Source organism: Catellatospora paridis (assembly GCF_009720365.1).
GTDB lineage: Bacteria > Actinomycetota > Actinomycetes > Mycobacteriales > Micromonosporaceae > Catellatospora > Catellatospora paridis.
In genome coordinates this window covers 487,727-511,455 of the sequence record NZ_ML769316.1, presented here as the reverse complement: position 1 = coordinate 511,455, position 23,729 = coordinate 487,727, and the positions used below count along the sequence as shown (strand labels likewise).

The following is a 23,729-nucleotide window of genomic DNA, read 5'->3' as shown; positions in this document are numbered from 1 at the left end:
GGCATGACCCGGCGCGGATCCGCCCCTCGGGTCGACACCCGTCGCTACCAGGGGTCCCGGCCGAGTGGATCATTCTGGGCTGCCATACTGGGCGCGAACGAGCGCGATGCTCTGTCGCGGAGGTAAAGCGGATCATGATCGCTGCATGGTGCCCGGCACCGACCCCTTCCCCGGCCAGGGCCGGACGATGAGCACGGTCGCCTTCCTCAACATAGGCATGCACGGTCACATCAACCCGACACTGCCGCTCGCGGCCGAGCTCGTCCGTCGTGGCCACACCGTCACCTACCACACGACGCCCGCCCACGCCGAGGAGATCGCGGCCACCGGCGCACGGGTGTTCCTGTACTCCGGCCGCGAGATACCGATGTCGGGCCCGCCGACGCCGATCACCCTGCTCGAACAACTCGCGCGCACCGCGGTGCAGGTGCTGCCCGGTGTCCTGGCCGATCTGCGCGGCGCCCGGCCCGACCTGGTCGTGCACGACTCCGCCTGTCTGTGGGGGCCGGTGGCCGCCCGCGAACTCGGCGTGCCGGCCGCGTCGTCGTTCACCACGTTCGCGTTCAACCGGCACGTGCCCAGCCCCACCCGCGCCTCCTGGGGGCTGCTCGCCGCCGCCGCGACCATGCCCCGCAGCGCGGCGGGATACCTGCGGGCCCGCTGGGAACTGCGCCGCCGGTACGACATGCGGGCGGTGCCCCTGACCGACCTGGCGGACATCCGTCAGCCGCTCAACCTGGTCTACACCTCGCAGGCGTTCCACCCCGACGCCGACAGCTTCGACCGGTCCTACCGCTTCGTCGGACCGAGCATCGGCGCCCGCCCGGCCGACCCGTCGTTCCCCGCCGCCCGGCTGCGGGACCCGGTGCTGTACGTCTCCATGGGCACGGTGTTCGAGGCCGGCCCGCGGCTGTTGCGCACCTTCGCCGCAGCGCTGGCCCCGCTCGGCGGCACGGTGGTCGTCGCCACCGGCCACACCGACCCCGCCGAGCTCGGTCCCCTGCCGGAGAACGTGCTCGCCGTGAGCTCCGTGCCGCAGCTGGAGGTGCTGGCCCGCGCCGCGCTGTTCGTCACCCACGGCGGCGTCAACAGCGTCAACGAGGCCCTGTACGCCGGCGTCCCGATGCTGGCCGTCCCGCAGGGCGCGGACCAGACGCTGACGGCCCGCCGCATCGTCGACCTCGACGCCGGTCTGTCCATCCGCACCGAGGACGCCGACGTCGAGGTCGTACGCGCCCTCGCCCAGCGCGTGCTCGGTGAGCCCCGGTTCCGCGACGGCGTGCGCGCCCTGCAGGCCGCCCAGCGTCAGGCGAGCGGATTCCCCCTCGCCGCCGACGAACTCGAGCGCTACCTGCGGCAGGCCGGCGTCACCGAGCCGGGGCCCGTCGAGCTGCCGCGCAGGGCTGAACGGTGACCCTCTTCGTCGCCGTACTGCTGCTGCTCGCCGGCCTGTCCGAGGCCATCGGGCGGCTGCTGCCCCTGGTGGCGCGCCTGTCCGGCGTTTCGCACACCCGGGCGATCTGGCTGGTGGTCGCCGGTGCCTTCGTCGACGCCGCGGTGTTCGCACTCTGGCCACTGTCCGCATGGACCCTCGCCGAGCTGGTGCTGCCCACCTCGACGACCGACCAGGGCGTGCTGGTCTGGACACCGGGTCTGGTCGCCCCGCTGCTGCTCGCCGCAATCCTGGCGTTTCCGCTGCTCGGGCCGCTACTGCACCTGCTGCTCATGGTGGGCGTGGGGGCGGGCCTCGCCACCGCGCTCGTGCCGGTGGCGGGGATCGGCTGGTGGGCGGCCGCCGGGTGCGTGGCTGTGGCGGGAGCCGGGCTCGGCATCGCCGTCGAGGGCGTCCGCCGCCTGGTCGCGAGGCTGAACAGGACCACGGTGCCGGAGCCGCTCCGGTGATCGAGTTCGCGCTTCTGCTGCTGCTTTTCGGAATCGGACCGGTGCTGCTCGCCGAAGCCCTGCTCTCCCGGTATGAGCTGCTGGCCTACACCGCGGGCTGGCGTACTCCCGACACCGCGCTTCCCCCGCGCGTGCCCTACGCGCGGGGCGCGGACGCGGACCGCCCTCCGGCCGCCTACCTCGTTTACCTCGACGGCATCGGCAAACGCCGCTTCCAGGACACCCGCGACGGCGGCCAGCTCGTCAAATCCCTGCTCGGCAGGGCGCCGGAGCTCAGGGTGCTGGGCCAGGTGCAGCCCTACTCCCCGCTGGCCTACCCGCTCGCCAACCGGCCGGTGTGGATCTGGCTGCGCCGCCGTATGGGGCTGGTGCTGTTCCTGCACAACGTGATGCAGATCTTCGTCGCCGCCGACCGCCGGTACCGTCCGCTGTACAACCGCGCCGTCGGATCGCAGATCGCCGCCCAGCTCCGGCTCGCCGGTTACACCCCCGACAGCGGCATCCCGGTGGTGCTGCTCAGTTACAGCGGCGGCGCCCAGGTCGCCACCGGCGCGGTGGAGGAGCTGTGGTCCGAGCTGCGCTGCCCGCTGTGGCTGATCACTCTCGGCGGGTTCTACAACGGCGCCAACGACATCAGCCACGCCCAGCACCTCGACCGGCTCACCGCGGCCAGTGACTGGATCGAGCGCACCGGCATGTGGATCTTTCCGCAGCGCTGGCCGCTGTTCCGCTGGAGCGGGTGGAACCGGGCCGTCCGTGACGGGAAGATCACCGTGCACTGGCTCGACCCGGCCACCCACGTCGGTCCGCGCAGCTACATCAGCCCGCAGGCCAAGCTGCCCGACGGCCGCAGCCACCTCGACCGGACCGCCGACACCGTGATCGCGCTGATCCGGGACCGGGTCGGCGCCCCCGCGGAACCGGAGAGCCCGCCGGCCTGAGGCGCGCGATCTGGAGCAGGGCACCCGCGTGGTCGTCGGGTCCTCCATCGCAGCCGCGCGCGAGCCTAGGTGGTCGGTGTGGTGAGGCAGACCCAGTCGTTCTCCGCGGTCGGGGCGTAGGCCGAGACGCCGGCGGAGTGGTACGAGCGGACCTTGAAGCACATGTAGGTGCCGGGGGCCAGGCCGTCCCAGTTCAACTCCGTCGTGCCGGCTCCGACGTTCCTGGACGTGTCGCTGGTCGTGACGGTGAAACCGTCCTCGTCCGACGAGCGGTCGGTCCATTGCAGGCGGATCGTTCCGGTGCCGACCGCCGTCGCGGTCAGATTGCCGGGTGCCACGGGTCCCGAGCCGGACAGGCTGATGACGCAGACCCAATCGTTCGCGGTCGGGTGATAGTCCGAGACTCCGGCGGAGTCGAACGCGCGGACCTTGAAGCACATGCGGGTCGCGGGCGACAGGCCGGTCCAGTCGTACGTGGTGGTGTCGGCGGCGACGTCGCGCGACGTGTTGCCGTTGATGACGGTGAAGCCGCCTTCGCCGGATGAGGTGTCCTTCCAGCGCAGGCGGATCGTGCTCGCGCTGATCGGTGTCGCCGTCAGGTTGCTCGGCGTCGCGAGCGACGCGGTTCGGGCGCTCGGCTTCGGGCTTGCGCCGGACCTCGGCGCGGGGCTCGCCGCCCCCGAACTCGGCGCGAGATTCGTGGCGCTCGGGCTGGCCGCCGGAGTCGTGGCGTCACCGGCTGCGGCGGAACCGGACGTGCTGGGCTCCGGGCTCGCCGCGAGGCTCTGGGGCTGCGGGTCGTCGGCCGGGCGCAGGACGATCGCGGCCGTCGCGATGACCGCGAGGGCCAGCCCCGCGACCGCGTAACCGAGCGGCCGCCTGCCGCGACGCACGCCGGCAACCGACTGGTCACGGGTAGGCACCGCCACCACGGCCTGGGGCCGGGTCGGCCCGGACGGCGTCGCGGCCGTGGGGGACAGGGGCTCCGACGTGTCCGCCACCGCCGCGAGCCGCGCCTGCTCGGCGAGCGCGGCACCGGTGGGCCAGCGCAGCTCCGGGTCCTTCGCCATCGCCCGCGCCACCACCGCGCGCACGCCGGGGGGCACGTCCGGCGGCAGTGGCAGGGGATCGTCGTGGACGTGGCGCATCGCGATCTCCACCACGCTGTCGCCGGTGAACGGCATGTGGCCGGCCAGGCACCGGTATGCCACGATGCCGAGCGCGTAGATGTCCGAGGCGGGCGTGGCCGGACGGCCCATCGCCCGCTCGGGCGCGAGGTATCCGGCGGTGCCGACCAGCGAGCCGGTGGTGGTGAAACCGGTCGCGCCGGCCGATCGGGCGATGCCGAAGTCGGTGACCAGCGTGCTGCCGTCCGCCCGCAGCAGCAGGTTTCCGGGCTTGATGTCGCGGTGGGTCACGCCCTTCTCGTGGGCCGCGTGCAGCGCCTCGGCGGCGTCGGCGACCAGCCGCATCGTCGCCTCGGCGCTCAGCCGTCCGACCCGGGCCAGGGTATGTGCCAGGGACTCGCCGTCGATGTATTTCATGACCAGGTAGACGCCCGCTGCGGGGTCGTCGCCGAAGTCGTGCACCTCCACCACGCCGGGGTGGCTGATCGTGGCCATGACGCGTGCCTCGGTACGGAACCGGGCGACGAAGCTGGGGTCGTCCGGGTGGCTGTCCAGCAGGCATTTGACGGCGACGGTGCGGCCCAGCACCTCGTCGAAGGCCCGCCACACCTCACCCATGCCGCCGCTGCCGACGCGCTGCTCGAGCCGATACCGTTCGGCGAGCACCGTTCCCGCACGGACCAACGCGACCACCTTCGCAGGCCAGAACCGCAGAGCCATTCCCGACTCGCAGTAGGGTACGTCCCCCGACTGTGGACTTTGGAGCGGGTGCCCGGGTGTCTCACCCCGACGGCGGAATGCGCCCCGCGCTGCACGGACGGGATCCGTCACGGGATGAGAATCACGGCTGGACGACATGGATGTCGGTGGGGTTGTGTCTCGGACGGGTGAGCAGCACCCGCCCGTCCGGGTTGACCGCCATGATCCATATCTCGCTCGGCAGTGGCCTCGGTAGGTTGCTGCTGCCCAGCTGGCCGAATTCGAGAGGGATCCGCCGTGCCTGCCGGCAGGTGGCATCGGCGCAGACGAGCAGCGTGGCCTGAATCTCGTCCGACCGCTCGCCGACCCGGATCCAGAATCCGTCCCGTTCGCGTGGTTCGACGAGGACCGCGTAGGCGCCGCCCTGCGGCCGCGCGATCGTCGCGACCGGCACGTCGGGGCCGCAGTCGCTGCGCAGACAGCCGAGCATGGCATCGAACTGGAGCAGCGCCAGATCGTCGATGTCGTCCGCGGACGGCTGGTCCACGCGGGCGTGCCGGCAGTCCGCAGTGTCACATCGGGCCACCCACAGTTCGCCCGGTGGGCCCGCCGGCGGCGTTTCGGTGAACCCCGCCATGGCAGGCCAGCCGTCGCGCGCTCCTGCGTGGTAGGACCGCAGCGCCACGACCGGACGGCCGGCGCTGTCGAGCGCCAGCGCCACCACCTGTTGCCGCCAGCCGCCGGAATGTTTCATACCGGCCTGGACGACGCCGAGCCTGGTGGTACGCGAATCCGCGCACAGCACGTCACGACAGTGCACCAGACCCAGCTCGACCTGGGTGGCCTTCGCGCGCTCACCGACCGCGGTGGCGGTCGCGATCAGCAGGTCACCCTCTGCCGACAGTGCGACCGCATCGGCGTCCGAGTCCGCGAGGATCTCGAGGAGGCCGTCCGTGTGCCGGCATCGGCGTTGCGCGTCGCAGTGTTCGAGTTGCTTCTGGCCCAGCGCGAACACCGCACCGTCGGCAGCGATCGCCGCCGATCCCGTCGGGTCGAACATGGTGACCGACAGGTCGGTGGTCTTGACGTCGCTGCACTGTTCGTCGAGGCAGTCGTTGACGAAGTGCTGCCCGATGAAGATGGGATGGCGCCCGGCAGGCCAACCCACCTTGATCAGGTGCTGGTTCATGTCCGACGGGGTGAGCGTCGTGACCTGCGGCAGCCGGTCGAGCGCGACCGTGCCTCCGGCCAGCAGGCCGGACATGGCGAGCATGGCCCCGGCCCCGGCCAGCAGCCGCGGCGACGGCCCCGCCGACGGCGTCGTGGCGACGGGTCCGGGTCCCGGCAGGCAGTCCTGATACGCCGCGAGCAACGACCGCGCCTGCACGGCGGCGACCACGACGAGGGCGGCATCGGTCGCGAGCCAATGCAGGACACCCGGCACAAAGCCCGCGGGCCGAGTGTTCTCGATCAGCCATCCGATGGCCGGCACAGGAGCCACCACGCCGAATACGGTGATCACGGTGGTCACCGGGACCTGCCCGCGGACCAGGCCGGATGCCTGGGAGAAGGCCGCGAGCCCACGAGCTTGCGCGAGGACGGCGACCGGGCCGGTGACGGCCAGCCGTGCGATGACCGGCGCGAGCACGATGATCACGATGAGCAGAGCCAGGCCGCCGACCACGAGTCCGCCGGGAATCACCAGGCCGAAGGCGAGGAAGCCGACCACGAACACCAGCAGGGCGCCGAGCAAGGCAGCCAGCGCGACCGGCAGGGACCGCAGCGCCCGTCGCATCGGCTCCGGCCGACCCGCGACGGCGGCGATGGCGGCGAGCACGGCCCAGGTCCACCAGACCACCGTGACGAGCACCAGAACCGGGTCGTCGCCTCCGAACGTCAGGTTCGCGTCGACGATCCTCGTCTTGTCGTCGGTCGCGAGATGCCAGCCCGTCCGCAGCAGGAAAAGCGGCACGAGCCAGAGCGTGAGCAGGGCGAGCAGGCGGGTGCCGGGGCGACGCATCGGCACAACGTAGCCGAGACGGGCAACGCTGTCCGACCGGTCGGTGTGCGGTCAGCGGTGCTGACTGCGCCAGGTCACTCGTCGCCCCGGTCCCGCAGGCGGGCCCGCTCCTTCTCGATGATCAGGCGCTCGGCGGCGGCGCGCTTGCTGTCGTTGTCGCTTACGTCGATCGCCTGCGCGTTCGCGTCCTTGAACGCGCTGCGCCGGGCGTACTCGTCGAAGATCGCGGCTTTGGTCGCCACCAGTTCGCGCACGCTGGTGTCCACGGTGTCCTCGGCGATCAGCCGGAACACCTGCACGGGCCGGACCTGGCCCATCCGGTGGCAGCGGGCGATGGCCTGCTCCTCGGTGCTCGGCTTCCACTGCGGCTCGACCAGGATCACCACCGAGGCCGTCTGCAGGTTCAGGCCGACCCCGCCCACCTCGATCTGGCTGACCAGCACGGCCGGTTTCCGGCTGGCGGTGAACGCGTCGATGACCTGCTGACGCTGCAGCGGGGGAGTCGAGCCGGTGAGTGGCCCGTGCGCCCGTGCGCCCAGCGCCTCCGCGACCGCGGTGAGCACGTCGCGGAAGTACGAGAACACGACGACCTTGTGTCCCTCGGCCAGCGCCTCAGCGGTGATCTCACGGATGTGGTCGAGTTTGGACGAGGTCTTCGCCGGGTCGCCGAAGGTGGCCCGGCGCATGGTCATGAAATGTCCTTCCCAGACGGCCTTGCGGTACGCGCCGAGTTCGTCGGCCGTCAACGTCACCGGCAGCACGTTCTCGATCCGGGCGGGCAGCTCGGCGAGCACGTCGGACTGGTTGCGGCGCAGGTATGCCGGGGCGATGGCGTGGCGGAACGCCTCGGCCGACGGCGCCGCCGCGGCCTGCCTGGCGACGGCGGGGTTCACATGCTCGGTGAGCACGGCGAACTCGGTCACCCGGTTCTCCAGCGGGGTTCCGGTCAGCAGCGCGACCCGCTCGACCCGCTCGATGAGCCGGCGGCTCTGCCGGGTGCGCCTGGCCTCCGGGTTCTTGATGTAGTGGGCCTCGTCGAACGCGGCCATGGCGACCTCCACACCGGTGAGGTCCAGCCGGTCCAGGGCCGTGTACGTGGTCACGCCGATGCCGCCCTGCGCGCGCCAGACCGCGTTCGCCTTGGCGACGTCGCCGCCGTAGAGCAGGCGAGGGGTCAGCTTGCAGTGCCGTTTTATCTCGTGCATCCAGTTGCCGGCCAGGCTCGGCGGGCAGATCACCAGGAAGTGCCGCTCGCCCCGCGCGGCCAGGTGGCACATGGCCGCGAGCGTCTCGACGGTCTTGCCCAGGCCCATCTCGTCGCCGAGGATCACCCGCCGCTGTACGAGCATGAACCTGGCGCCGAAGGACTGGTAGCCGCGTAGGGTGGAGTTCAGCAGGCTGGTGTCCAGGCGCAACTCGTCGATGCGGGCGGCGTCGTCGGGCGGCAGGTGCTCGGCCGGGCCGCGCCCGCCGGTCTCCCGGCCGGTCACCTCGGCCAGCAGGGTCAGGTAGGTCGCGGCGTCGGCCTGGTACTTCTGCCACAGCTGCTTGTCGGTCGGTTCGCGGGAGAGGGCCGTCGTGGCCGCGACCACCCTGGTGCGGGCGGTCTCGAGCCGCGGCGAGCGCAGGGCCGCGTCGAGCGCGGCGAGTGCCTCGCGATCGGCCTGGCGGCCCTGGCGGCCGCGGAACAGGCCGCGCCAGCGGCTGTTGGCGCGCCGCGCGCCGTCGATGCTGCCGGCGATGGCGTCGTGCAGCTCGCCGGCGCGGCTGAGGACGGGCCGCACCCGCCGGCGCACGACGGCCAGCCGGTGCAGTGAGCGCAGCAGGTGGGTGTCGGCCGGCGAGCGGCGGTCGGGGTCGGGGCGCAGCACGGTGTCGGCCTCGACGGTCTCGGCCAGCGTCTCGATGGCCGCCTCGAGCTGCGTGACGGTCGTACGCCCGATGCCGGGGTACTGGTGCAGCTGGTGGCGTCGGGCGATGAGCTGGCCGACGGTGGTGAACCCCGCCGCCTGCAGTGGTCCGAGCCGCAGCCGGCCGCCGGCCGCCTCCCGCAGCCGCGTGAGGTCGGCCTGGTGCAGGCGCTCGTCGAGCAGCTGCCGGCGGTGGCCGGTGGCGAGTTCGCGGATCTCGGTGACGAGGCGCTGCTCGGCGTCGAGCAGGGTGCGGGCGGTCCGCTGTGTGTCTGCGGCGTCGGTGACCAGGGCACGCGCCTGCGCGCTGTGCGCGGTGGCGACCATCGTGACCTCCTTTCACCCCGCCGCGCCGGACGGCACGGACCCTGGACTACTCCCGCGGCGCGGGCCACTCGGTGTCGGACCCGAGTGACCCGCCGGCAAGCCGGTCCGACACCCTCATGCCCAGCCGGCCGCGCCGTCACGCCACGATCAGGCGCGTCAAACCTCGGCGGAGGCCCTCCGGCCGGGCATCCGCAGCAGCGGCAGGGGCCGGTGCGTACGGATGAGCCAGGCCTCGAAACCGTTGAGCGCGAGCAGGACGGCGACCAGCAGCGCGGCCGTCGCGACGATCGGCAGCACGACGGCAGCAGCGGCGATGGCGCAGCAGCTGACCGCGGCGGCGGAGCGCTGCAGGGTCGCCGCGCCGAACATGCGCCAGCGCGCGTAGCAGAACCCCGACAGGTACAGCGCGACACCGGGGGCCAGCAGCAGCTCGGGCAGGCTGTGCGGCACGTCCAGGGGATGGGCGAGCAGCTTCTTCAGGCCGACCGCGACCGCCACGATCGCCACGACGTAGCCGAGGTGGGCGTAGCTGAACACGTCGGTGACGATGCGCGACTGCGCGGGGGTGTGCTCCAGGCTGTGCCGCACCGCCGGTGCGCCGTAGTGGAAGTACGTCCACCACAGCAGCACGATCAGCGTGAACGCGAGCAGCAGCGCGACCAGCTCCGCCGGGCCGAGTCGGCCCGCGGCGGCCTGGTTCCCGGTGGCCACCACGGTCTCGCCCAGCGCGATGATCAGCACCAGGCCGAACCGCTCGGGCAGGTGCGCGGTCTCGAACCGCAGCTCGCTCAGGCTCCGGCGGAGCAGCCGCGGGCTGCTGAGCTCGATGAGCGCGGCGCTCACCCACAGCGCGGTCTGCCACGGGCCGCCGAGCACGGCGCCGGCCAGGTAGAGCGGGGCGCTGACGAACAGCGCGACCGCGAACGGCTCCAGCGCGGGGCGCCAGGACGCACCGGACAGTCCACTGCGGACCGCCCACAGGACCAGCCGCAGCACGGCGTAGGCGACGGCGAACAGGATCGCGTGGTCGCCGTAGGCCTGCCCGATCGACACGGACACCAGCAGGCCGCAGCCGGCGGCGCCGAACAGCACGAGCCGGCCCGCGGCCCGGTCGACACGGCTGCCGGCCAGGTTCGCGACCAGTGTCGTGCCGACCCAGCCCCACCACAGCGGCAGGAACAGCAGCACGGCGCGGGCCGCCTCACCCACGCTGTGCGCGCCGGCCAGGGTGGTGGTGATCTGGGTGATCGCGAACACCCAGATCAGGTCGAAGAACAGCTCGGCCCAGGCGACCCGCTGCTCCTCGTGGTGCGCGGCCGGAGCGGCCGGGGTGTCGACGACGGGGTCTGCGGCGAGCGGCGGGTGATTCACGAGGCTCCCTGTGGTGAGGCTGCCCGGCAACGCTATGGGCCCGCGGCCCGCCCGACAACTTTCTTACCCGACCACATCGGACGCCCTCGCGGCCGATGCGTCGGCGAGGCACCTCGACAAGCGGGTGCTCCTGACTCCGTGCGCGGGGGAGGTGGGTTTGCGCCCACGCGGCCGGGCGGCGCGATGACGCTCTTCATCGCCATGAGCGCCATCCTGAGCTGCGTGCTTTACTTGGCCGGCCGCTGACAGTGACGCCGCATGGGCCCGCCCCCGGGCAGCGCGGCCGCCGAACCGCCGAGGAGCCCCCGGTGACCCCCTCGCACGACCCGGACACCGTCGCCGGTGACCCCGGTCACTCCCACTCCCATTCCCACTCCCACTCCGGCGTTCCGGTGAGTCGGCGGGCCACCCGGCTGACGGTGCTCGCGCTGGTCCCCGCGGCGGTGGCCACCCTCGTCGGCCTGCTCCTGCTGTGGCCAGGCGACCTCAAGACCGAGCCCTGGACCGGGGCCGTCAGCCACGACGGCGTCGTGGCGGCCGTGCGTGTCGTCGACTGCGCCGACGCCGCCGAGCCGCCGGCGCAGACCCCGGACCAGACCGCGCCACCGGCGTGCGGAGAGGTGGTCGTGCGGCTCGCCGACGGCAAGGTGGTCACCACCTCGATCCCGTCGGGTCCGGGGGCGGCCGAGGTCGAGGCCGGCGACAAGATCATCGTGATGGAGACCGAGTCGTTCGACCAGGAAGGCGTGATCAAATACGATATCGTCGACCATGACCGCACCGACGGACTGTGGGCGCTGGCCCTGGCGTTCGTCGGCGCGGTGATCGCGTTCGGCCGCTGGCGGGGCGTGTTCGCACTGGTCGGGCTCGCGTTCACGTTCGCGGTGCTGCTGATGTTCGTGGTCCCGGCGATCCTGCAGGGCAGTTCGCCGCTGCTTGTCGCCATCGTCGGCTCGGCGGTGATCATGCTGGTGGTGCTCTACCTCACCCACGGCATCAACGCCCCCACCTCGATGGCGGTGCTGGGTACGCTGACCGCCCTCGCGCTGACCGGCGGCCTGTCGGCGCTGTCGGTGTCGCTGCTGCACCTGACGGGCATGGCCAGCGAGGAGTCGATGTACGTCACGTTCGTCAACGCCGACATCGACATGGCGGGCCTGCTGCTGGCCGGCATCCTCATCGGCGCGCTCGGCGTGCTCGACGACGTCACCGTCACCCAGGCCTACACCGTCACCGAACTCGCGGCCGCCAACCCGAAGCTGGGGTTCACCGGCCTCTACCGGGCGGCGTCGCGGGTCGGCCGGGCGCACATCACCTCGGTCATCAACACCATCGTGTTGGCGTACGCCGGTGCGTCGCTGCCCACCCTGCTGCTGCTGACCGCGGGCGGCGCGCCGCTGGGGCAGATGCTGACCAACGAGTTCCTGGCGCAGGAGATCGTGCGCTCGGCGGTCGGCACGATCGGCCTGATCGCCGCGGTGCCGATCACCACCGCGCTGGCCGCCCTGGTCAGCCGCGGGACGGGCGACGCGCCGGCGCTTCGGCGGGTGCGGCCTCGGCGAGTCGACGATCTTGAACAGGCGTGGGGCTTGCCTGCCGACCACGACGCGCACCCGCAGCCGACACGGGCGTGGGCGGAGCACGACAGAACGGTCTGATCCGCCCCTTGCCGGAACCGCCACCGGGTCCGCGAGACCTACCCGGGCGGCGCAGACGCCGGCGCGGCACGGAACCCGTGCCGCGCCGGCCTGACTCAGCGGCGGAAGGCCTGGTCGGCGAAGTGCGGGTGCGCGGCGGTGCGGGCCGCGGCCGACTGCTCGCCGCACAGCTGCGCGATCAGCATCGCGATGGTGGCGTCGGCGATCGGGTCGGGCTGCCCGGGCGCGACGTAGTGGGTCATGTTCTGCGCGACGGTGACCTGGCGGCGGCCGTCGGGGCTGTGCCAGGAGATGGTGGCGTGGCCGAGCACGAGGCCGTCATGCCCCCAGGCCAGCCCGCACGGCAGCGCGTTCGAGTACAGGCCGAGGCCGTAGCCGCCGTACTCCGGCGCGCCGGGCACCCACGGCACCGTCGTCTGCATCTCGGCGAGCTGAGCGGGCCGCAGCAGCCTACCGGTCAGCAGCGCCCGGTAGAACGTGTTGAGGTCGCCGGTGGTGGAGACGAGCTCGCCGGCGGCCCACGCCCAGGACATGTTGTAGTCGGCGAAGTCGAGCAGCGTGCCGTCGTACCAGGGGATGTAGGCGGCGGCGTGCGGGCCGTGGATGCGGGTGCCGGTGCCGGGCAGGTAGGTGTGGCGCAGGCCCAGCGGACGGATGATCCGCTTGGTGATCTCGTGTGCCACGGACCGTCCCGTGATCTTCTCCAGGATCATCCCGGCGAGCACGTAGTTGGTGTTGGAGTAGGACCAGGCCGCGCCCGGTGCGCCCGTGGCGGGTTGGCCCAGCCCGATCGCGGCGAGCTCGGCCGGGGTGAACGTGCGGTGACGGTTCTGCTCCAGCGAGGCGTCGGTGGCGAAGATGACGTGGTCGTAGTCGGCGATGCCGCTGGTGTGGTTGAGCAGCATCCGGACGGTGACCCCGTCGACGGCGTACGCCGGCAGGTAGCGGCCGATCGGTGCGTCGAGCCGCAGCCGGCCCTGTCCGGCGAGCTGGAGCAGGACCGTCGCGGTGAAGGTCTTCGTGATGCTGCCGACGCGGTGGCGCATGCCGGGCCGGGTGGGTGCGCCGGTGCTGACGTCGGCGACGCCGGCGGCCGCGGACTGCCGGTGACGGCCGTCGACGGCCTCGGCGAACACGCCGGGCATGCCGGCGGCGGTGATCGCCTCCAGTTGCGGTCGCAGAGTGGCGCCGATGGCGGCGCCGGCGGGTGCGGCACCGGCCAGCAGGATCAGCGTGACGGCGGCGCCGAATGCGGCACGGATGGGCGTTCTGGACATCGTTCCTCCCCTTTGGACAGATGCCCATGCTGCCCCGTCTGCGCGCGCGTGCCGTCAGTCCGGCGAGGGAGGCGGTCATCGGCCCCGGGGAGGACCCTGCTGTCGTCCTGGCGGCGGAGGGTGCGCCCCAGCACTCTCATCGCCGTCGGGTGGAGCCGGAACCGGTGGCAGGCCACGACAGCCAGTGGTGGAATCGTGACGGAATCGCGATGGCCGTACTTGCCCCGGCCAAGCACACTGTGCGGATGGGCAATGTGATCACCGATGGTGAGATCGTCGTGTCCGGCTTGACCAAACATTACAAACAGGTCAAAGCCGTCGACGGACTCTCGTTCACCATCAAGCCGGGACGTGTGACCGGCTTCCTCGGACCGAACGGCGCAGGCAAGACCACTACGCTACGAATGATCCTGAATCTGGTGTCGCCCAACGCGGGCACCGCGACGATCGGCGGCTCCCGCTACGCCGACCTCGCCGAGCCGCTGCGCGCGGTCGGCGCCGTGCTGGAGGCGTCGAGCGCGCACAAGGGCCGCACCGGCCGCAACCACCTGCGGGTCATCTGCGCCGCCGCCGGTCTGCCGGCCTCCCGCGCCGACGAGGCGATGGAGCTGGTCGGGCTGACCCCCGCGGCCAAGCGCAAGTTCAAGGGCTACTCGCTGGGTATGCGGCAGCGGCTCGGCATCGCCGCGGCGATGCTCGGCGACCCGCGGGTGCTCATCCTCGACGAGCCGGCCAACGGACTGGACCCCGAGGGCATCCGCTGGATGCGTGACCTGCTGCAGAAACTCGCCGGCGAAGGCCGCACCATCCTGGTCTCCAGCCACCTGCTGTCGGAGATGGAGCTGCTCGCCGACGACGTCGTCATCATCGCGGCGGGCCGGCTGGTGGCGCAGGGCCCGGTCGCCGAGGTGATGGGCAACGCGGGCAATGTGGGCACGGTACGCGTGCGCACCCCGCACCCCGACACGCTGCTCGGCGCGCTCGACGGCGTCGGCAGCAGCCGTGGCGACGACGGCGCGCTGGTGCTGACCGGCGTCACCGCCGAGCAGGTCGGCGACGCCGCGCTGCGCGCCGGGGTCGCCATCCACGAACTGGTCACCGAACGCCCCGACCTGGAGCGCGTCTTCCTCGACCTCACAGCGGGCAAGGAGGCGATCCGGTGAGGCTCGTCCGCAGCGAATTCCTGAAGATCCGTACGACCAACGTGTGGTGGCTGTTCGCGCTCGGCGCGGTGGGCCTGCTCGTGGTGGCGTTCGCGGCCAACGCGCTGAACATGCACTTCGTGCTGCAGCCGCCCACCGAGGCGGGCCAGACCATGGACCCCGAGCAGGCCGCGGTGCTGAAGGCCCTGGCCGATCCCGTCGCGCTGACCTCCTACATGGTCACCTCGGGGCAGTACTTCGGGCTGATGTTCGTCATGCTCCTGGGCATCATCACCGTGACGAACGAGTTCCACCACCAGACCGCGACGACGACGTTCCTGGCGACCCCGCACCGGACCTCGGTGATCGTGGCCAAGGCGGTGGCGGGCGGCATCTTCGGCATCGTGCTGTGGCTGGTGACCACGGCGCTGACCGTGCCGGCGACCGCGATCTTCCTCGAGTCCGAGGGCATCACCCCGGTCCTGGGCGACAGTGAGGTCATCCGGGCCGTCCTGCTCAACGGCCTGGCGTACGCGCTGTGGGCCCTGATCGGCATCGGCATCGGGGTGCTCATCCGCAGCCAGATCGGCGCCACCATCACCGCGATGGTCGTCTACACGGTAGGCACGGCCGCCGTGTCGATCATCGTGAACCTGCTGGTGACCGCGCTGGACTGGGACTGGCTCGCCAACGTCCAGTGGGCGATGCCGTCGCTGGCGTCGAACCTCATGACCAGCGGCGCCAACCTTCCCGGCCAGCCCGCGTACTGGGTCGGCGCGCTGGTGCTGGTCGGCTGGGCCGTCGTCACCGGCCTCGTCGGCACCCTGCTGACGCGCTCCCGCGACATCTCCTGACCGCAACCGGTGCCCGGGGCCTGCCGCGCGAGCGGAGCAGGCCCCGGGCACCGTCGTCAGCGGGTCGCAGCGGGCCGGATGCCGCTCACCGGTCGGTGGTGTCGAGGTGGTTGACGCCGGCCGCGCTGAGGCGGTTCACCGCCTGCTTGACCCCGGCCGCCGTCACCGCCTTGCCGGCCTGCGAGTAGACCCAGTCGACCCGCATGCTCCAGGTGCGGTCGCCCGCGAAGGGCAGGTCGACCAGCCACGTGCTCAGGTGGATGCGCATGGCTTCGCGGGGGAACGTCCGGCCGTCGCTGCGGAACACCTGACGGCCGTCGACGGAGTAGGTGACCTTCCCGTCGGCCACGGTGAGCATGACGATGTGCCAGCCGTCGAGCCGCCGGTGCAGGGCGTGGGTCGCCCGGTCGCGGGGCTTGGCGCTGCGCCAGCTGGTCGTGTCGAGTTTGGGTCCCGGCACACCCCAGCCGCCGTTGGGCTGGTACTCGAAGTCGAGCTCGCTGTATCGGGGTGAGGACGCCGTCGGCGAGATCGTGGCGAAGGATTCGTTGATGTGGTCGCCGTTGCGGCCGCGGTCGGGCCGGTCGGTGAAGTGGATCCGGGCGGCCAGCGTGCCGGTGAAGAAGCTGTTGCCGGCCAGTTCGGACTGCCGGGTGCCCTGCCTGGTGCCGTCCGTGACGACCTGGAGCTGCAGGGCCTGTCCGCCCTGCGCCTGTGGGTCGGCGGGGAAGCTGATCGCGTCGGTCGACCAGCTGCCGCTGATGCCGGGTCCGCCGCCGTCGGTGCGGGGCTGCCAGCCGTTGGCGGTCAGTGCCGGGTCGTCGACTCCGGTGTAGTGGAAGTTGTCGAACAGCACCCCCGGTTCGGCGGCCACCGCGGGGAAGGGCGGGAGCGGCGCGGATGCCGTGGGGCTGCCGGGTTCCCGTCCCCAGCTGAGCACGCCGTCGCGGTACGCGGTGACCAGGGGCGACGGCGCATAGCTGGTGATGGAGCCGTCGAATGAGTGGTCGTCGCTCTGGTCGAGGTCGCGGTGGTCGAGCCGGTACAGCTGCAGGCCGATGCCCTGGCTCGTCTCGCCGGGGGCCAGGGAGCCGGCCGCCTCGGTGAAACCGACCTGCAGGTAGTGGCTCGCGGTCGGCAGCGGAGCCGGCGCCGCCGCGATGGTCTGGGTGATGCTGGAGCACCGCAGCGCGCTCTGCACGCAGTTCGCCGAATAGGCCGCCCCGTCGTCGGCGCTGAAGTAGTACCGCAGCGTCACGTCGCGCAGGGACACCGGCGCGTCGGCATTGTTGATCACTTCGAGCCACGGTCTGCCCACCGGCACCGTGGCCGCGCCGTCGGTGCGGTAGCGGACGGTGAGCGGGTTGTCCTGCGCGCTGTCCGTGGGGGATCCGGCGGTCGAGTTCGCCGGCCACACCCGGTAGAGGGTGCCGCCCCCGGCGAGCACCAGGGCGACGGCCGCCAGGCTGACCGCGGTGCGCCCACGGCGGGGCGAACGGGGATCGGACCTGCTCACGGGCACTCCTTGCGACATGCCCATGGGGCTGCTGAAACGTTGTGGCGCCATCGTACAGGCGACGGAAAGTGGCCCTGAGCTGGGAAAACATGGCACGTGGCCGTGTTCTGGATCACTCTGTTCGTCGATACGCGGGCAAAATGCCGGAATTATTCGGGCAAAACATTCTACTGAGCCGCAAACGGCGCAGCTCCGCGGCTCCCGACCAGCGCTTGCCGAATCGCGATATCCGCTAACCTTCCCGTGCTCCAGACGGTGACCGACCTCGCTGGACGTCGTTCACGGGGAAACACGAGGAAGCAATGCAACACACCACCATGCGCGCAGCCGGTCACGACGTGTCCCGGATGCTGCGCGGCCGGCACCGCAGAGATCACCGGACCGCGGAGCCCAGGCGCGCCATGATGTTCGACACCGTCGTCATCGTGCCCGCGCGCAACGAGGAGGCGGGGATCCTGACGTCTCTGGTCTCCCTGGCCGGGCAGACCCGGCGCCCCGATCGCATCATCGTGGTGGTCAACAACTCGACCGACCGCACCGAGGACTACGCACGGCAGTTCGCGGCCGACCCGCGCACCCCGGCCACCGACGTGCTGCTCATGCCGAACAACGTGCACAAGAAGGCGGGTGCGCTCAACTACGGCATCGCCTGGTTGCGGCGCAGGGCCGGGGGACGGCTGACCGACGCGGTCCGGCACGTGCTGGTCATGGACGCCGACACCGAACTGCACCCGAAGTTCATAGAACGGGCCCGCAACGTGGTCGCCGCCGATCCCGAGGTCGGCGGCGTCAGCGCCGCCTGCCTGGGCCGCACCGGCCTGTGGCGCACCCCGTGGCAGCGCTACCTGCTCGGCATGCAGATCATCGAGTACGGCCGGGCCGCCAACGCCCGCTACCGCAGCGACGTGCACACCATGTCCGGAGCCGGTTCGTTCTACCGCGGCGCGGCCCTGCAGTCGGTGCTCGACTGGCGCGGCGCGGTGTTCTGGGAGGACCACCGCAACCTCGTCGAGGACTACGAGACCACCCTCACCCTCAAGGAGTGCGGCTGGAAGGTGACCTCCAACCAGCTGTGCATCGCGTACACCGACCTGATGCCCACCCTGCGTGAGCTGCTGCAGCAGCGGCAACGCTGGGTCCGCGGCACAGTCGACACCCTGCGCAGCCGGGGCTGGACCAGGTTCACCTGGCACTCGATAACCACCCTGATCCTCGGGCTGCTGGGTGCCGCGTACATCCTCGGCTTCGGATCGACCCAGCTGGCCATCGCGGCCCGGAACGGGTTCTCGCAGTCGTCGATCTTCTGGCTGCTGTTCGCCTTCTGGATCGTCTACCCCGCGCTCCGGGTGCGCAATCTGGGCTGGAAGGCGATGGCGGTCGAGGCCACGCTCATTCCGGAACTGGTCTACACGGTGGTCCGCACCTATTGGCTCGTGTCGGCCATTCTGAAGTCCTATTTCACCCGCGTGACGTCGTGGCACTGAGTCAGGAAAGCAAGTGAACTCTCTCAAAGGTATCGGCACCAGCGCTGCGATGGCCGGGACGGTCGTGGCAATGCGCCACCTGGTGAACGTGGACATGGTCGTGCTCACCGTGACAATCGGACTGGTCGCCGCATCGACGGCCACCTACCTGGCGTCCTGGCGGCGATTCCGCCGGGACCGCCGCATCGCCGGCGACTGACCCGGCAGGCGCACGCCGGACCGGACCGGTCACCTGGCGGTGCGGGCGGCGGTGTAGACGACGGTCAGCCGCGGGTCCTCGACCTGCCCGCCCTGCTCGGCCACGAGCGCGGCGAGTCTGGTCAGGAACTGCTCGCGATCAGGCGGGGCGAGTTCGGCGATGTTCGGGAACGTCGACCACAGGTCGCGGGCGGACTGCTCGGTCAACGCCTGCTGCCACGCGATGGTCTCGACCGCGACGTCGTCGAACCAGCCCCCGGCGGTCAGCTGCCGGCGCCACCGGTCCGTGTCGAGCACGTGCGAGCGGCTCTGCCGGTAGCCGGGTTCGGCGGGCAGCAGGTCGCGATACACCTCGTCGAGCCGGTCGCGGAACGGTGTCGGCCGGTCGACGTCGCCGAACTCGGTCCACCAGGCGGCCAGCCACCCGCCCGGCCGGACCAGGCCGCCGATCTTCTCCGTCGAGGTGGCGGGGTCGAGCCAGTGCAGCGCCGTCGCCGCCACCGCCAGGTCGAAGCCGCCGGTGAGGGTCGCGGTCTCGAAGTCGGCGACGGTCACCTCGAGCCGGTCGCACGCATGGGTGTCGGTAAGGATCGCGGCGAGGTTCGCGCCGGGTTCGACCGCGACCACGTGCGCCCCGGCGGCCAGCAGCGGCCCGGTCGCCAGCCCGTTGCCCGCGCCGATCTCGAGAACCCGCGCGGCCGGCCGCAGGCCGCAGCGGCGAGCCAGCAGTTCGAACACCGCGTCCGGATACGGCGGCCGGCCGCGCTGATAGGTGCTCGCGGCCGCGTTGAACGACATCCGGCGGTGCGGACGCGCCGCTTCCGGAGTCGTCGATCGACCGGTCATACCGCAGGTCCGGTTGTCGCCTGTGCCATGTCGTCCACCTGGGCAGTCTGCCATCGCGTCGGACGGGCGGGCACCACGATTTCCGCGGCACGCCGGGATCGGGTCAGCCGGTCACCTCCGCTGACCGCGACCGTCAGGCTGCCGACCGGACGGTGTTCACGACTCTGGCGGAGGCGAGGCGGTGCGGAAGGTGCGGCGGTAGGCGTCCGGAGGCACCCCGACGGTGCGGTGGAAGTGCCGGCGCAGCGTGGTGGCGGTGCCCATGCCGGCCGCCTCCGCGATGGCGTCGATACTGCTGTCGGTGTTCTCCAGCAGCTCCTGGGCGCGGCGGATGCGCTGCGTGGACAGCCACTGCAGCGGAGTGGTGCCCGTCGCCGACTTGAAGTGGCGGGCCAGGTTGCGCGAGCTCATGTTCGTCTGGCGGGCCAGATCCTCCACGGTCAGCGGGCGGTCCAGGCGTTGCAGCGCCCAGGGGAGCAGGTCGGCCAGGGGATGGTCGTCCCGGGCGGGCACGGGGGTGGTGACGAACTGGGCCTGGCCGCCGGCGCGATGCGGCGGCACGACCAGTCGGCGGGCGACGGCGTTGGCGACCGTCGAGCCGTGGTCGCGGCGGATGAGGTGCAGGCACAGGTCGATCGCGGCGGCCTTGCCGGCGGAGGCGAGCACGTTGCCGTTGTCGACGTAGAGCACGTCGGGGTCCACCGTCACCCGGGGATAGCGGGCGGCCAGTTCGTCGGTGTGGGCCCAGTGCGTGGTCGCCCGCAGCCCGTCCAACACCCCGGCGGCGGCCAGCACGAACGCACCCGTGCACAGCGAGACCATCCGCGCGCCTGCGTCGTGGGCCGCACGGACGGCGTCGACCAGGTCAGGCGGCAGGTCCACGTCGATGTCCGCGATGGCGGGAATGATCACGGTGTCGGCGCGGGCGAGCCGGTCCAGGCCCTCGTCGGGTTCCATGCGGAATCTGCCCATCCCGACCGGGCCGGGGCCGCAGACGACGAGGTCGTACCACGGGTCGGCCAGGCCGGAGGGGTCGCGGACGAAGATCTCGCAGGCCATGGCGAGTTCGAAGTGCAGCATCCCGTCGGTGGCGGCGAGCGCGATGGTGGCCATGTCCGAAAGTGTATGGGGCTTGGCGTTCCAGACACTCGTCGGGACGGGGCGCTGCCGGGAGGATGGCTCTAGTCGATCTTTAAGGGGCAATGCAGATGAGTACGAAGCAGACCGTGGCGGTGTTCGGCGCGTACGGGCACACGGGCCGGTTCGTGGTGGCGGAGCTGCGCGCACAGGGCTTCGTCCCGGTGCTGCTCGGCCGTGACGCGGGCAGGCTGCAGGCGATGGCGCGGGCGCATCCGGGGCTCGCACACCGGGTGGCGTCGGCCGACGACCCGGCTTCGCTCGACCGGGCGTTGCAGGGCGTGGCCGCGGTCGTCAACTGCGCCGGCCCGTTCGCCTCGACCGCGGCACCGGTGATCGAGGCCGCTCTGCGCAGCGGGATCCCGTACGTGGACGTGGCGGCCGAGATCGAGGCCAACCTCGACACGTTCACCCACTTCGCCGAGCGGGCCAAGGCGGCGGGCGTGGCGGTCGTCCCGGCGATGGCGTTCTTCGGCGGACTCGGCGACCTGCTGGTCACGACGGCGATGGGCGACTGGACGACGGCCGACGAGGCGCACGTCGCGTACGGGCTGAACAGCTGGCACCCCACGGCCGGGACCCGTGTCTCCGGCACCGTCTCCCGGGAGCGGCGCGACGGCCGGCGTGTCCGCTACACCGGCGGACGCCTGGAGTACTACGCGGCCGAGGGCGACCTGCCGACCCTGGAGTGGGACTTCCCCTCACCGATGGGCCCGCGGCCCGTCTTCGGCGAGTTCACGATGGCCGACGTCGTCACCGTGCCCAGCCATCTGTCCATTCCCGAGGTGCGCACGTACATGACCACCGCCGCGGCGCAGGACCTGGCCGCCGCGGACACACCCGCACCGGCCGCGGTCGACGAGCTGGGCCGGTCCGCGCAGACGTTCACCGTGGACGTCGTCGTGCGCTCCGGCGACATGCGGCGCCGCGTCGTCGCCGTCGGTCAGGACATCTACGCGATCAGCGCGCCGCTGGCGGTCGAAGCAGTCCGCCGCATTCTCGAGGGCCGGACGCGGACGAGCGGTGTCGCCTCCGCCGGGGAGATCTTCGACGCGCCCGACTTCCTCGACGCGCTGTCCGCCCACCTGGCGGTCGCGCCGCGCCAGGAGTCTCGGGTGCCGCAGCTCGCCTGATCTCCGGCCGCAGCAGACGAGGCCGTCATCGGCCCCGTCGGCGGGGTGGACGGTCGGTGCCAAGCGGGGCGAGATGCGAGGAAGGCAGCTGTTCCGGCAAACCGGGATCGATGCATCAGCGTCCACAACGGAGATTTCCAGAATGAGTCCGCTCCGCTACGCTCCAGAGGATTGGCACGGGAGAGCGCTCTCTCCGACATCGAATTTCCATGTCACGCCTCACTCGCATGGGCGAGAGCGCTGTCATCGTGCCGAGCCGTCCAGCAGAGAGGACCTGCACCCCATGATGAGCACGAGTCCCGGCAGTGCCGTAGCGGCACCGTCCCCGGGCACCGGCGCCGTACGCCGGAAGGTGGCGCTCGGCTTGAAGGCGACGCTCGCCGCGGCGATCGTCGTCGCCGGCGCCAGCGGCCCGGCCGCCGCCGCGACCCCGCCGTCGGCCGCCGCGCCGAACTTCGGCGCGAACGTCACCGTCTTCGACCCGAGCATGCCCGTCGGCCAGATCCAGGCCACCCTGGACGCGGTGCACACGGCACAGGTCGACGCCGAGATGGCGCCCAACCGGTACGCGTTCCTGTTCAAGCCCGGCACCTACGGCACCGCGGAGCAGCCCCTCCAGGTGAAGGTGGGTTACTACACCGAGATCGCCGGCCTCGGCGCGTCGCCGACCGACGTCGTGATCAACGGCAAGGTCGAGGTCTACAACCGCTGCCTGGCCGACGGCGGCACCAGCAACTGCCTCGCTCTGGTCAACTTCTGGCGCACCCTGTCCAACCTGACCATCAACGTCAACTCCGCTGGGCAGGACGGCTGCCGCGGTTCGGCGAACTTCTGGGGTGTGTCGCAGGCGGTCTCGATGCGCCGGCTCAACATCACCGGGGCGAACCTGTCGCTGATGGACTACTGCACGGCCGGTCCGCAGTACGCCAGCGGCGGTTTCATCGCCGACTCGAAGCTGCCGTTCGTGGTCAGTGGGTCGCAGCAGCAGTGGCTGACCCGCAACAGCCAGGTCGACGGCTGGTCCAACGGGGTGTGGAACCAGGTGTTCACCGGTGTGGTCGGAGCGCCGACCGACGAGGCGTTCCCGAACCCGCCCTACACCACGCTGGCCACCACCCCGGTCAGCCGGGAGAAGCCGTACCTGTTCGTGGACGCGCAGGGCAAGTACCAGGTGCGGGTGCCGTCGGCGAAGTTCGACAGCAGCGGCGTCTCGTGGGCGAACGGCCTGACCCCGGGCCGCACCGTGCCGCTGAGCGACTTCTACGTCGCCAAGCCCGGCGACTCCGTCACCAAGATCAACGTGGCGCTGGCGCTCGGCAAGCACCTGCTGCTCACCCCGGGTGTGTACGACATCGCCCGCAGCATCGAGGTGTGGCGCCCCGACACCGTGGTGCTCGGTCTGGGCCAGGCGACGCTGACCGCCGTCAACGGCTCCGTGCCGCTCGACGTCGCCGACGTGCCCGGCGTCATCATCGCGGGCGTCACCATCGACGCGGGTCTCAAGGAGTCCCCGGTGCTGCTGCGCGTCGGCCGCAAGCACAACTTCCTGCGCTGGTCGCAGGCGAGCAACCCGACCACGCTGTCGGACGTGTACTTCCGCGTCGGCGGCCCGCACATCGGCAAGACCGACACCGCGCTGCAGGTCAACAGCGACAACGTGCTCATCGACCACACCTGGGTGTGGCGCGGCGACCACGGCGTGGAGGGCTTCACCGACACGCAGCGGTGGAACACCAACACCGGCCGGTACGGCGCGGTGATCAACGGTGACAACGTCAACGCCAACGGGCTGTTCGTCGAGCACTTCCAGAAGTACAACACCGTCTGGAACGGCGAGAACGGCCGCACGATCCTGTACCAGAACGAGCTGCCCTACGACCCGCCGACGCAGGCCGACTGGATGAACGGCGACGTCGAAGGCTACGCGGGTTACAAGGTCGGCGACCACGTACGCACGCACACCCTGTACGGGGGCGGCGTCTACGTGTTCAACCAGAACAACCCGTCGATCCACACCGAGAACGGCTTCGAGGTGCCGAACCGGCCGGGCGTGCAGCTGCACCACATCATGACGGTCAACCTCAGCGCGGGCACGATCGACCACGTGGTCAACGGGCTCGGCGACCCGGCTGACACGACCCGCATCGGCGGGCCGGTGTACGTCACGCAGTACCCGGCCCCGTAGCA

At 71.5% G+C, this 23,729-nt stretch carries 18 protein-coding genes; 10 read left to right on the top strand and 8 right to left on the bottom strand.

Annotated elements, in window-relative coordinates; translation table 11 throughout:
• The first annotated feature begins 145 nt into the window (after positions 1–145).
• From F9C41_RS17845 to F9C41_RS17835, 3 genes are read left to right on the top strand one after another with little or no spacing between them, the layout of a single operon-like run.
• Positions 146–1,414: a macrolide family glycosyltransferase gene (locus F9C41_RS17845; RefSeq protein ID WP_230689699.1), complete on the top strand. Its 1,269-nt coding sequence runs from the start codon at positions 146–148 to the stop codon at positions 1,412–1,414.
• A complete protein-coding gene (locus tag F9C41_RS17840; protein WP_155387923.1) occupies positions 1,411–1,902 on the top strand; it encodes a hypothetical protein in 492 nt (163 codons plus the stop codon). Before F9C41_RS17845 ends, F9C41_RS17840 begins: the two co-directional genes overlap by 4 nt.
• Complete coding sequence (locus tag F9C41_RS17835) at positions 1,899–2,843, top strand: hypothetical protein (protein ID WP_196279821.1); 945 nt, start codon at positions 1,899–1,901, stop codon at positions 2,841–2,843. The genes F9C41_RS17840 and F9C41_RS17835 overlap by 4 nt, the downstream gene beginning before the upstream one ends.
• A gap of 65 nt (positions 2,844–2,908) precedes the next feature.
• Here the strand turns inward: F9C41_RS17835 and F9C41_RS41325 are convergent, their stop codons facing one another.
• The 4 genes from F9C41_RS41325 to F9C41_RS17815 form a co-directional block, all read right to left on the bottom strand.
• Entirely contained in the window at positions 2,909–4,654 is a 1,746-nt protein-coding gene (locus F9C41_RS41325) for a protein kinase domain-containing protein (protein WP_230689698.1), read from the bottom strand.
• A gap of 157 nt (positions 4,655–4,811) precedes the next feature.
• Positions 4,812–6,689, bottom strand: a complete 1,878-nt coding sequence (locus tag F9C41_RS17825) for a hypothetical protein (RefSeq protein ID WP_155387922.1) — start codon at positions 6,687–6,689, stop codon at positions 4,812–4,814.
• A 74-nt stretch (positions 6,690–6,763) separates the two neighbouring features.
• Complete coding sequence (locus F9C41_RS17820; RefSeq protein ID WP_155387921.1) at positions 6,764–8,926, bottom strand: DEAD/DEAH box helicase; 2,163 nt, start codon at positions 8,924–8,926, stop codon at positions 6,764–6,766.
• A gap of 156 nt (positions 8,927–9,082) precedes the next feature.
• Complete coding sequence (locus F9C41_RS17815) at positions 9,083–10,297, bottom strand: low temperature requirement protein A (RefSeq protein WP_196279820.1); 1,215 nt, start codon at positions 10,295–10,297, stop codon at positions 9,083–9,085.
• Between the two features lie 308 nt (positions 10,298–10,605).
• Here F9C41_RS17815 and F9C41_RS17810 point away from each other — a divergent pair, with 308 nt between their 5' ends.
• A complete protein-coding gene (locus F9C41_RS17810; RefSeq protein WP_230689697.1) occupies positions 10,606–11,955 on the top strand; it encodes a YibE/F family protein in 1,350 nt (449 codons plus the stop codon).
• Between the two features lie 95 nt (positions 11,956–12,050).
• Here the strand turns inward: F9C41_RS17810 and F9C41_RS17805 are convergent, their stop codons facing one another.
• On the bottom strand, positions 12,051–13,232 hold the full coding sequence (locus F9C41_RS17805) for a serine hydrolase domain-containing protein (protein ID WP_155387919.1): 1,182 nt from the start codon (positions 13,230–13,232) through the stop codon (positions 12,051–12,053).
• Between the two features lie 245 nt (positions 13,233–13,477).
• Between F9C41_RS17805 and F9C41_RS17800 the strand changes: the two genes are divergently transcribed.
• Together F9C41_RS17800 and F9C41_RS17795 are read left to right on the top strand one after the other, a co-directional pair.
• A complete protein-coding gene (locus F9C41_RS17800; RefSeq protein WP_155387918.1) occupies positions 13,478–14,395 on the top strand; it encodes an ABC transporter ATP-binding protein in 918 nt (305 codons plus the stop codon).
• Positions 14,392–15,228: an ABC transporter permease subunit gene (locus F9C41_RS17795; protein WP_155387917.1), complete on the top strand. Its 837-nt coding sequence runs from the start codon at positions 14,392–14,394 to the stop codon at positions 15,226–15,228. Before F9C41_RS17800 ends, F9C41_RS17795 begins: the two co-directional genes overlap by 4 nt.
• An 85-nt stretch (positions 15,229–15,313) precedes the next feature.
• On the opposite strand, the gene F9C41_RS17790 is transcribed toward F9C41_RS17795, so the two are convergent.
• A complete protein-coding gene (locus F9C41_RS17790; protein WP_230689696.1) occupies positions 15,314–16,744 on the bottom strand; it encodes a cellulose binding domain-containing protein in 1,431 nt (476 codons plus the stop codon).
• A gap of 302 nt (positions 16,745–17,046) precedes the next feature.
• On the opposite strand from F9C41_RS17790, the gene F9C41_RS17785 reads away from it, so the two are divergent.
• Positions 17,047–18,228 (top strand): glycosyltransferase family 2 protein, encoded by a 1,182-nt coding sequence (locus F9C41_RS17785; protein ID WP_155387915.1) that lies wholly within the window; start codon positions 17,047–17,049, stop codon positions 18,226–18,228.
• Positions 18,229–18,241: 13 nt separating this feature from the next.
• The gene (locus tag F9C41_RS17780) at positions 18,242–18,427 is read left to right on the top strand and encodes a hypothetical protein (RefSeq protein ID WP_155387914.1); all 186 of its coding nucleotides are present in this window, start codon (positions 18,242–18,244) and stop codon (positions 18,425–18,427) included.
• Positions 18,428–18,456: 29 nt separating this feature from the next.
• Here F9C41_RS17780 and F9C41_RS17775 read toward each other — a convergent pair whose 3' ends face one another.
• The gene (locus F9C41_RS17775) at positions 18,457–19,224 is read right to left on the bottom strand and encodes a class I SAM-dependent methyltransferase (RefSeq protein WP_196279819.1); all 768 of its coding nucleotides are present in this window, start codon (positions 19,222–19,224) and stop codon (positions 18,457–18,459) included.
• Between the two features lie 204 nt (positions 19,225–19,428).
• A complete protein-coding gene (locus F9C41_RS17770; RefSeq protein ID WP_155387912.1) occupies positions 19,429–20,385 on the bottom strand; it encodes a helix-turn-helix domain-containing protein in 957 nt (318 codons plus the stop codon).
• Positions 20,386–20,480: 95 nt separating this feature from the next.
• On the opposite strand from F9C41_RS17770, the gene F9C41_RS17765 reads away from it, so the two are divergent.
• The gene (locus tag F9C41_RS17765) at positions 20,481–21,542 is read left to right on the top strand and encodes a saccharopine dehydrogenase family protein (protein ID WP_155387911.1); all 1,062 of its coding nucleotides are present in this window, start codon (positions 20,481–20,483) and stop codon (positions 21,540–21,542) included.
• 286 nt (positions 21,543–21,828) lie between these two features.
• The gene (locus F9C41_RS17760) at positions 21,829–23,727 is read left to right on the top strand and encodes an adenylyl cyclase (protein ID WP_155388001.1); all 1,899 of its coding nucleotides are present in this window, start codon (positions 21,829–21,831) and stop codon (positions 23,725–23,727) included.
• Positions 23,728–23,729: the final 2 nt, after the last annotated feature.

Bases quoted from the DNA above. Each gene is read 5' to 3' on its own strand.
- F9C41_RS17845 (WP_230689699.1), top strand. From the start codon at position 146: ATGGTGCCCGGCACCGACCCCTTCCCCGGCCAGGGCCGGACGATGAGC.
- F9C41_RS17825 (WP_155387922.1), bottom strand. From the start codon at position 6,689: ATGCGTCGCCCCGGCACCCGCCTGCTCGCCCTGCTCACGCTCTGGCTC.
- F9C41_RS17820 (WP_155387921.1), bottom strand. From the start codon at position 8,926: ATGGTCGCCACCGCGCACAGCGCGCAGGCGCGTGCCCTGGTCACCGAC.
- F9C41_RS17805 (WP_155387919.1), bottom strand. From the start codon at position 13,232: ATGTCCAGAACGCCCATCCGTGCCGCATTCGGCGCCGCCGTCACGCTG.
- F9C41_RS17800 (WP_155387918.1), top strand. From the start codon at position 13,478: ATGGGCAATGTGATCACCGATGGTGAGATCGTCGTGTCCGGCTTGACC.
- F9C41_RS17785 (WP_155387915.1), top strand. From the start codon at position 17,047: ATGCAACACACCACCATGCGCGCAGCCGGTCACGACGTGTCCCGGATG.
- F9C41_RS17775 (WP_196279819.1), bottom strand. From the start codon at position 19,224: ATGTCGTTCAACGCGGCCGCGAGCACCTATCAGCGCGGCCGGCCGCCG.
- F9C41_RS17770 (WP_155387912.1), bottom strand. From the start codon at position 20,385: ATGGCCACCATCGCGCTCGCCGCCACCGACGGGATGCTGCACTTCGAA.
- F9C41_RS17765 (WP_155387911.1), top strand. From the start codon at position 20,481: ATGAGTACGAAGCAGACCGTGGCGGTGTTCGGCGCGTACGGGCACACG.
- F9C41_RS17760 (WP_155388001.1), top strand. From the start codon at position 21,829: ATGAGCACGAGTCCCGGCAGTGCCGTAGCGGCACCGTCCCCGGGCACC.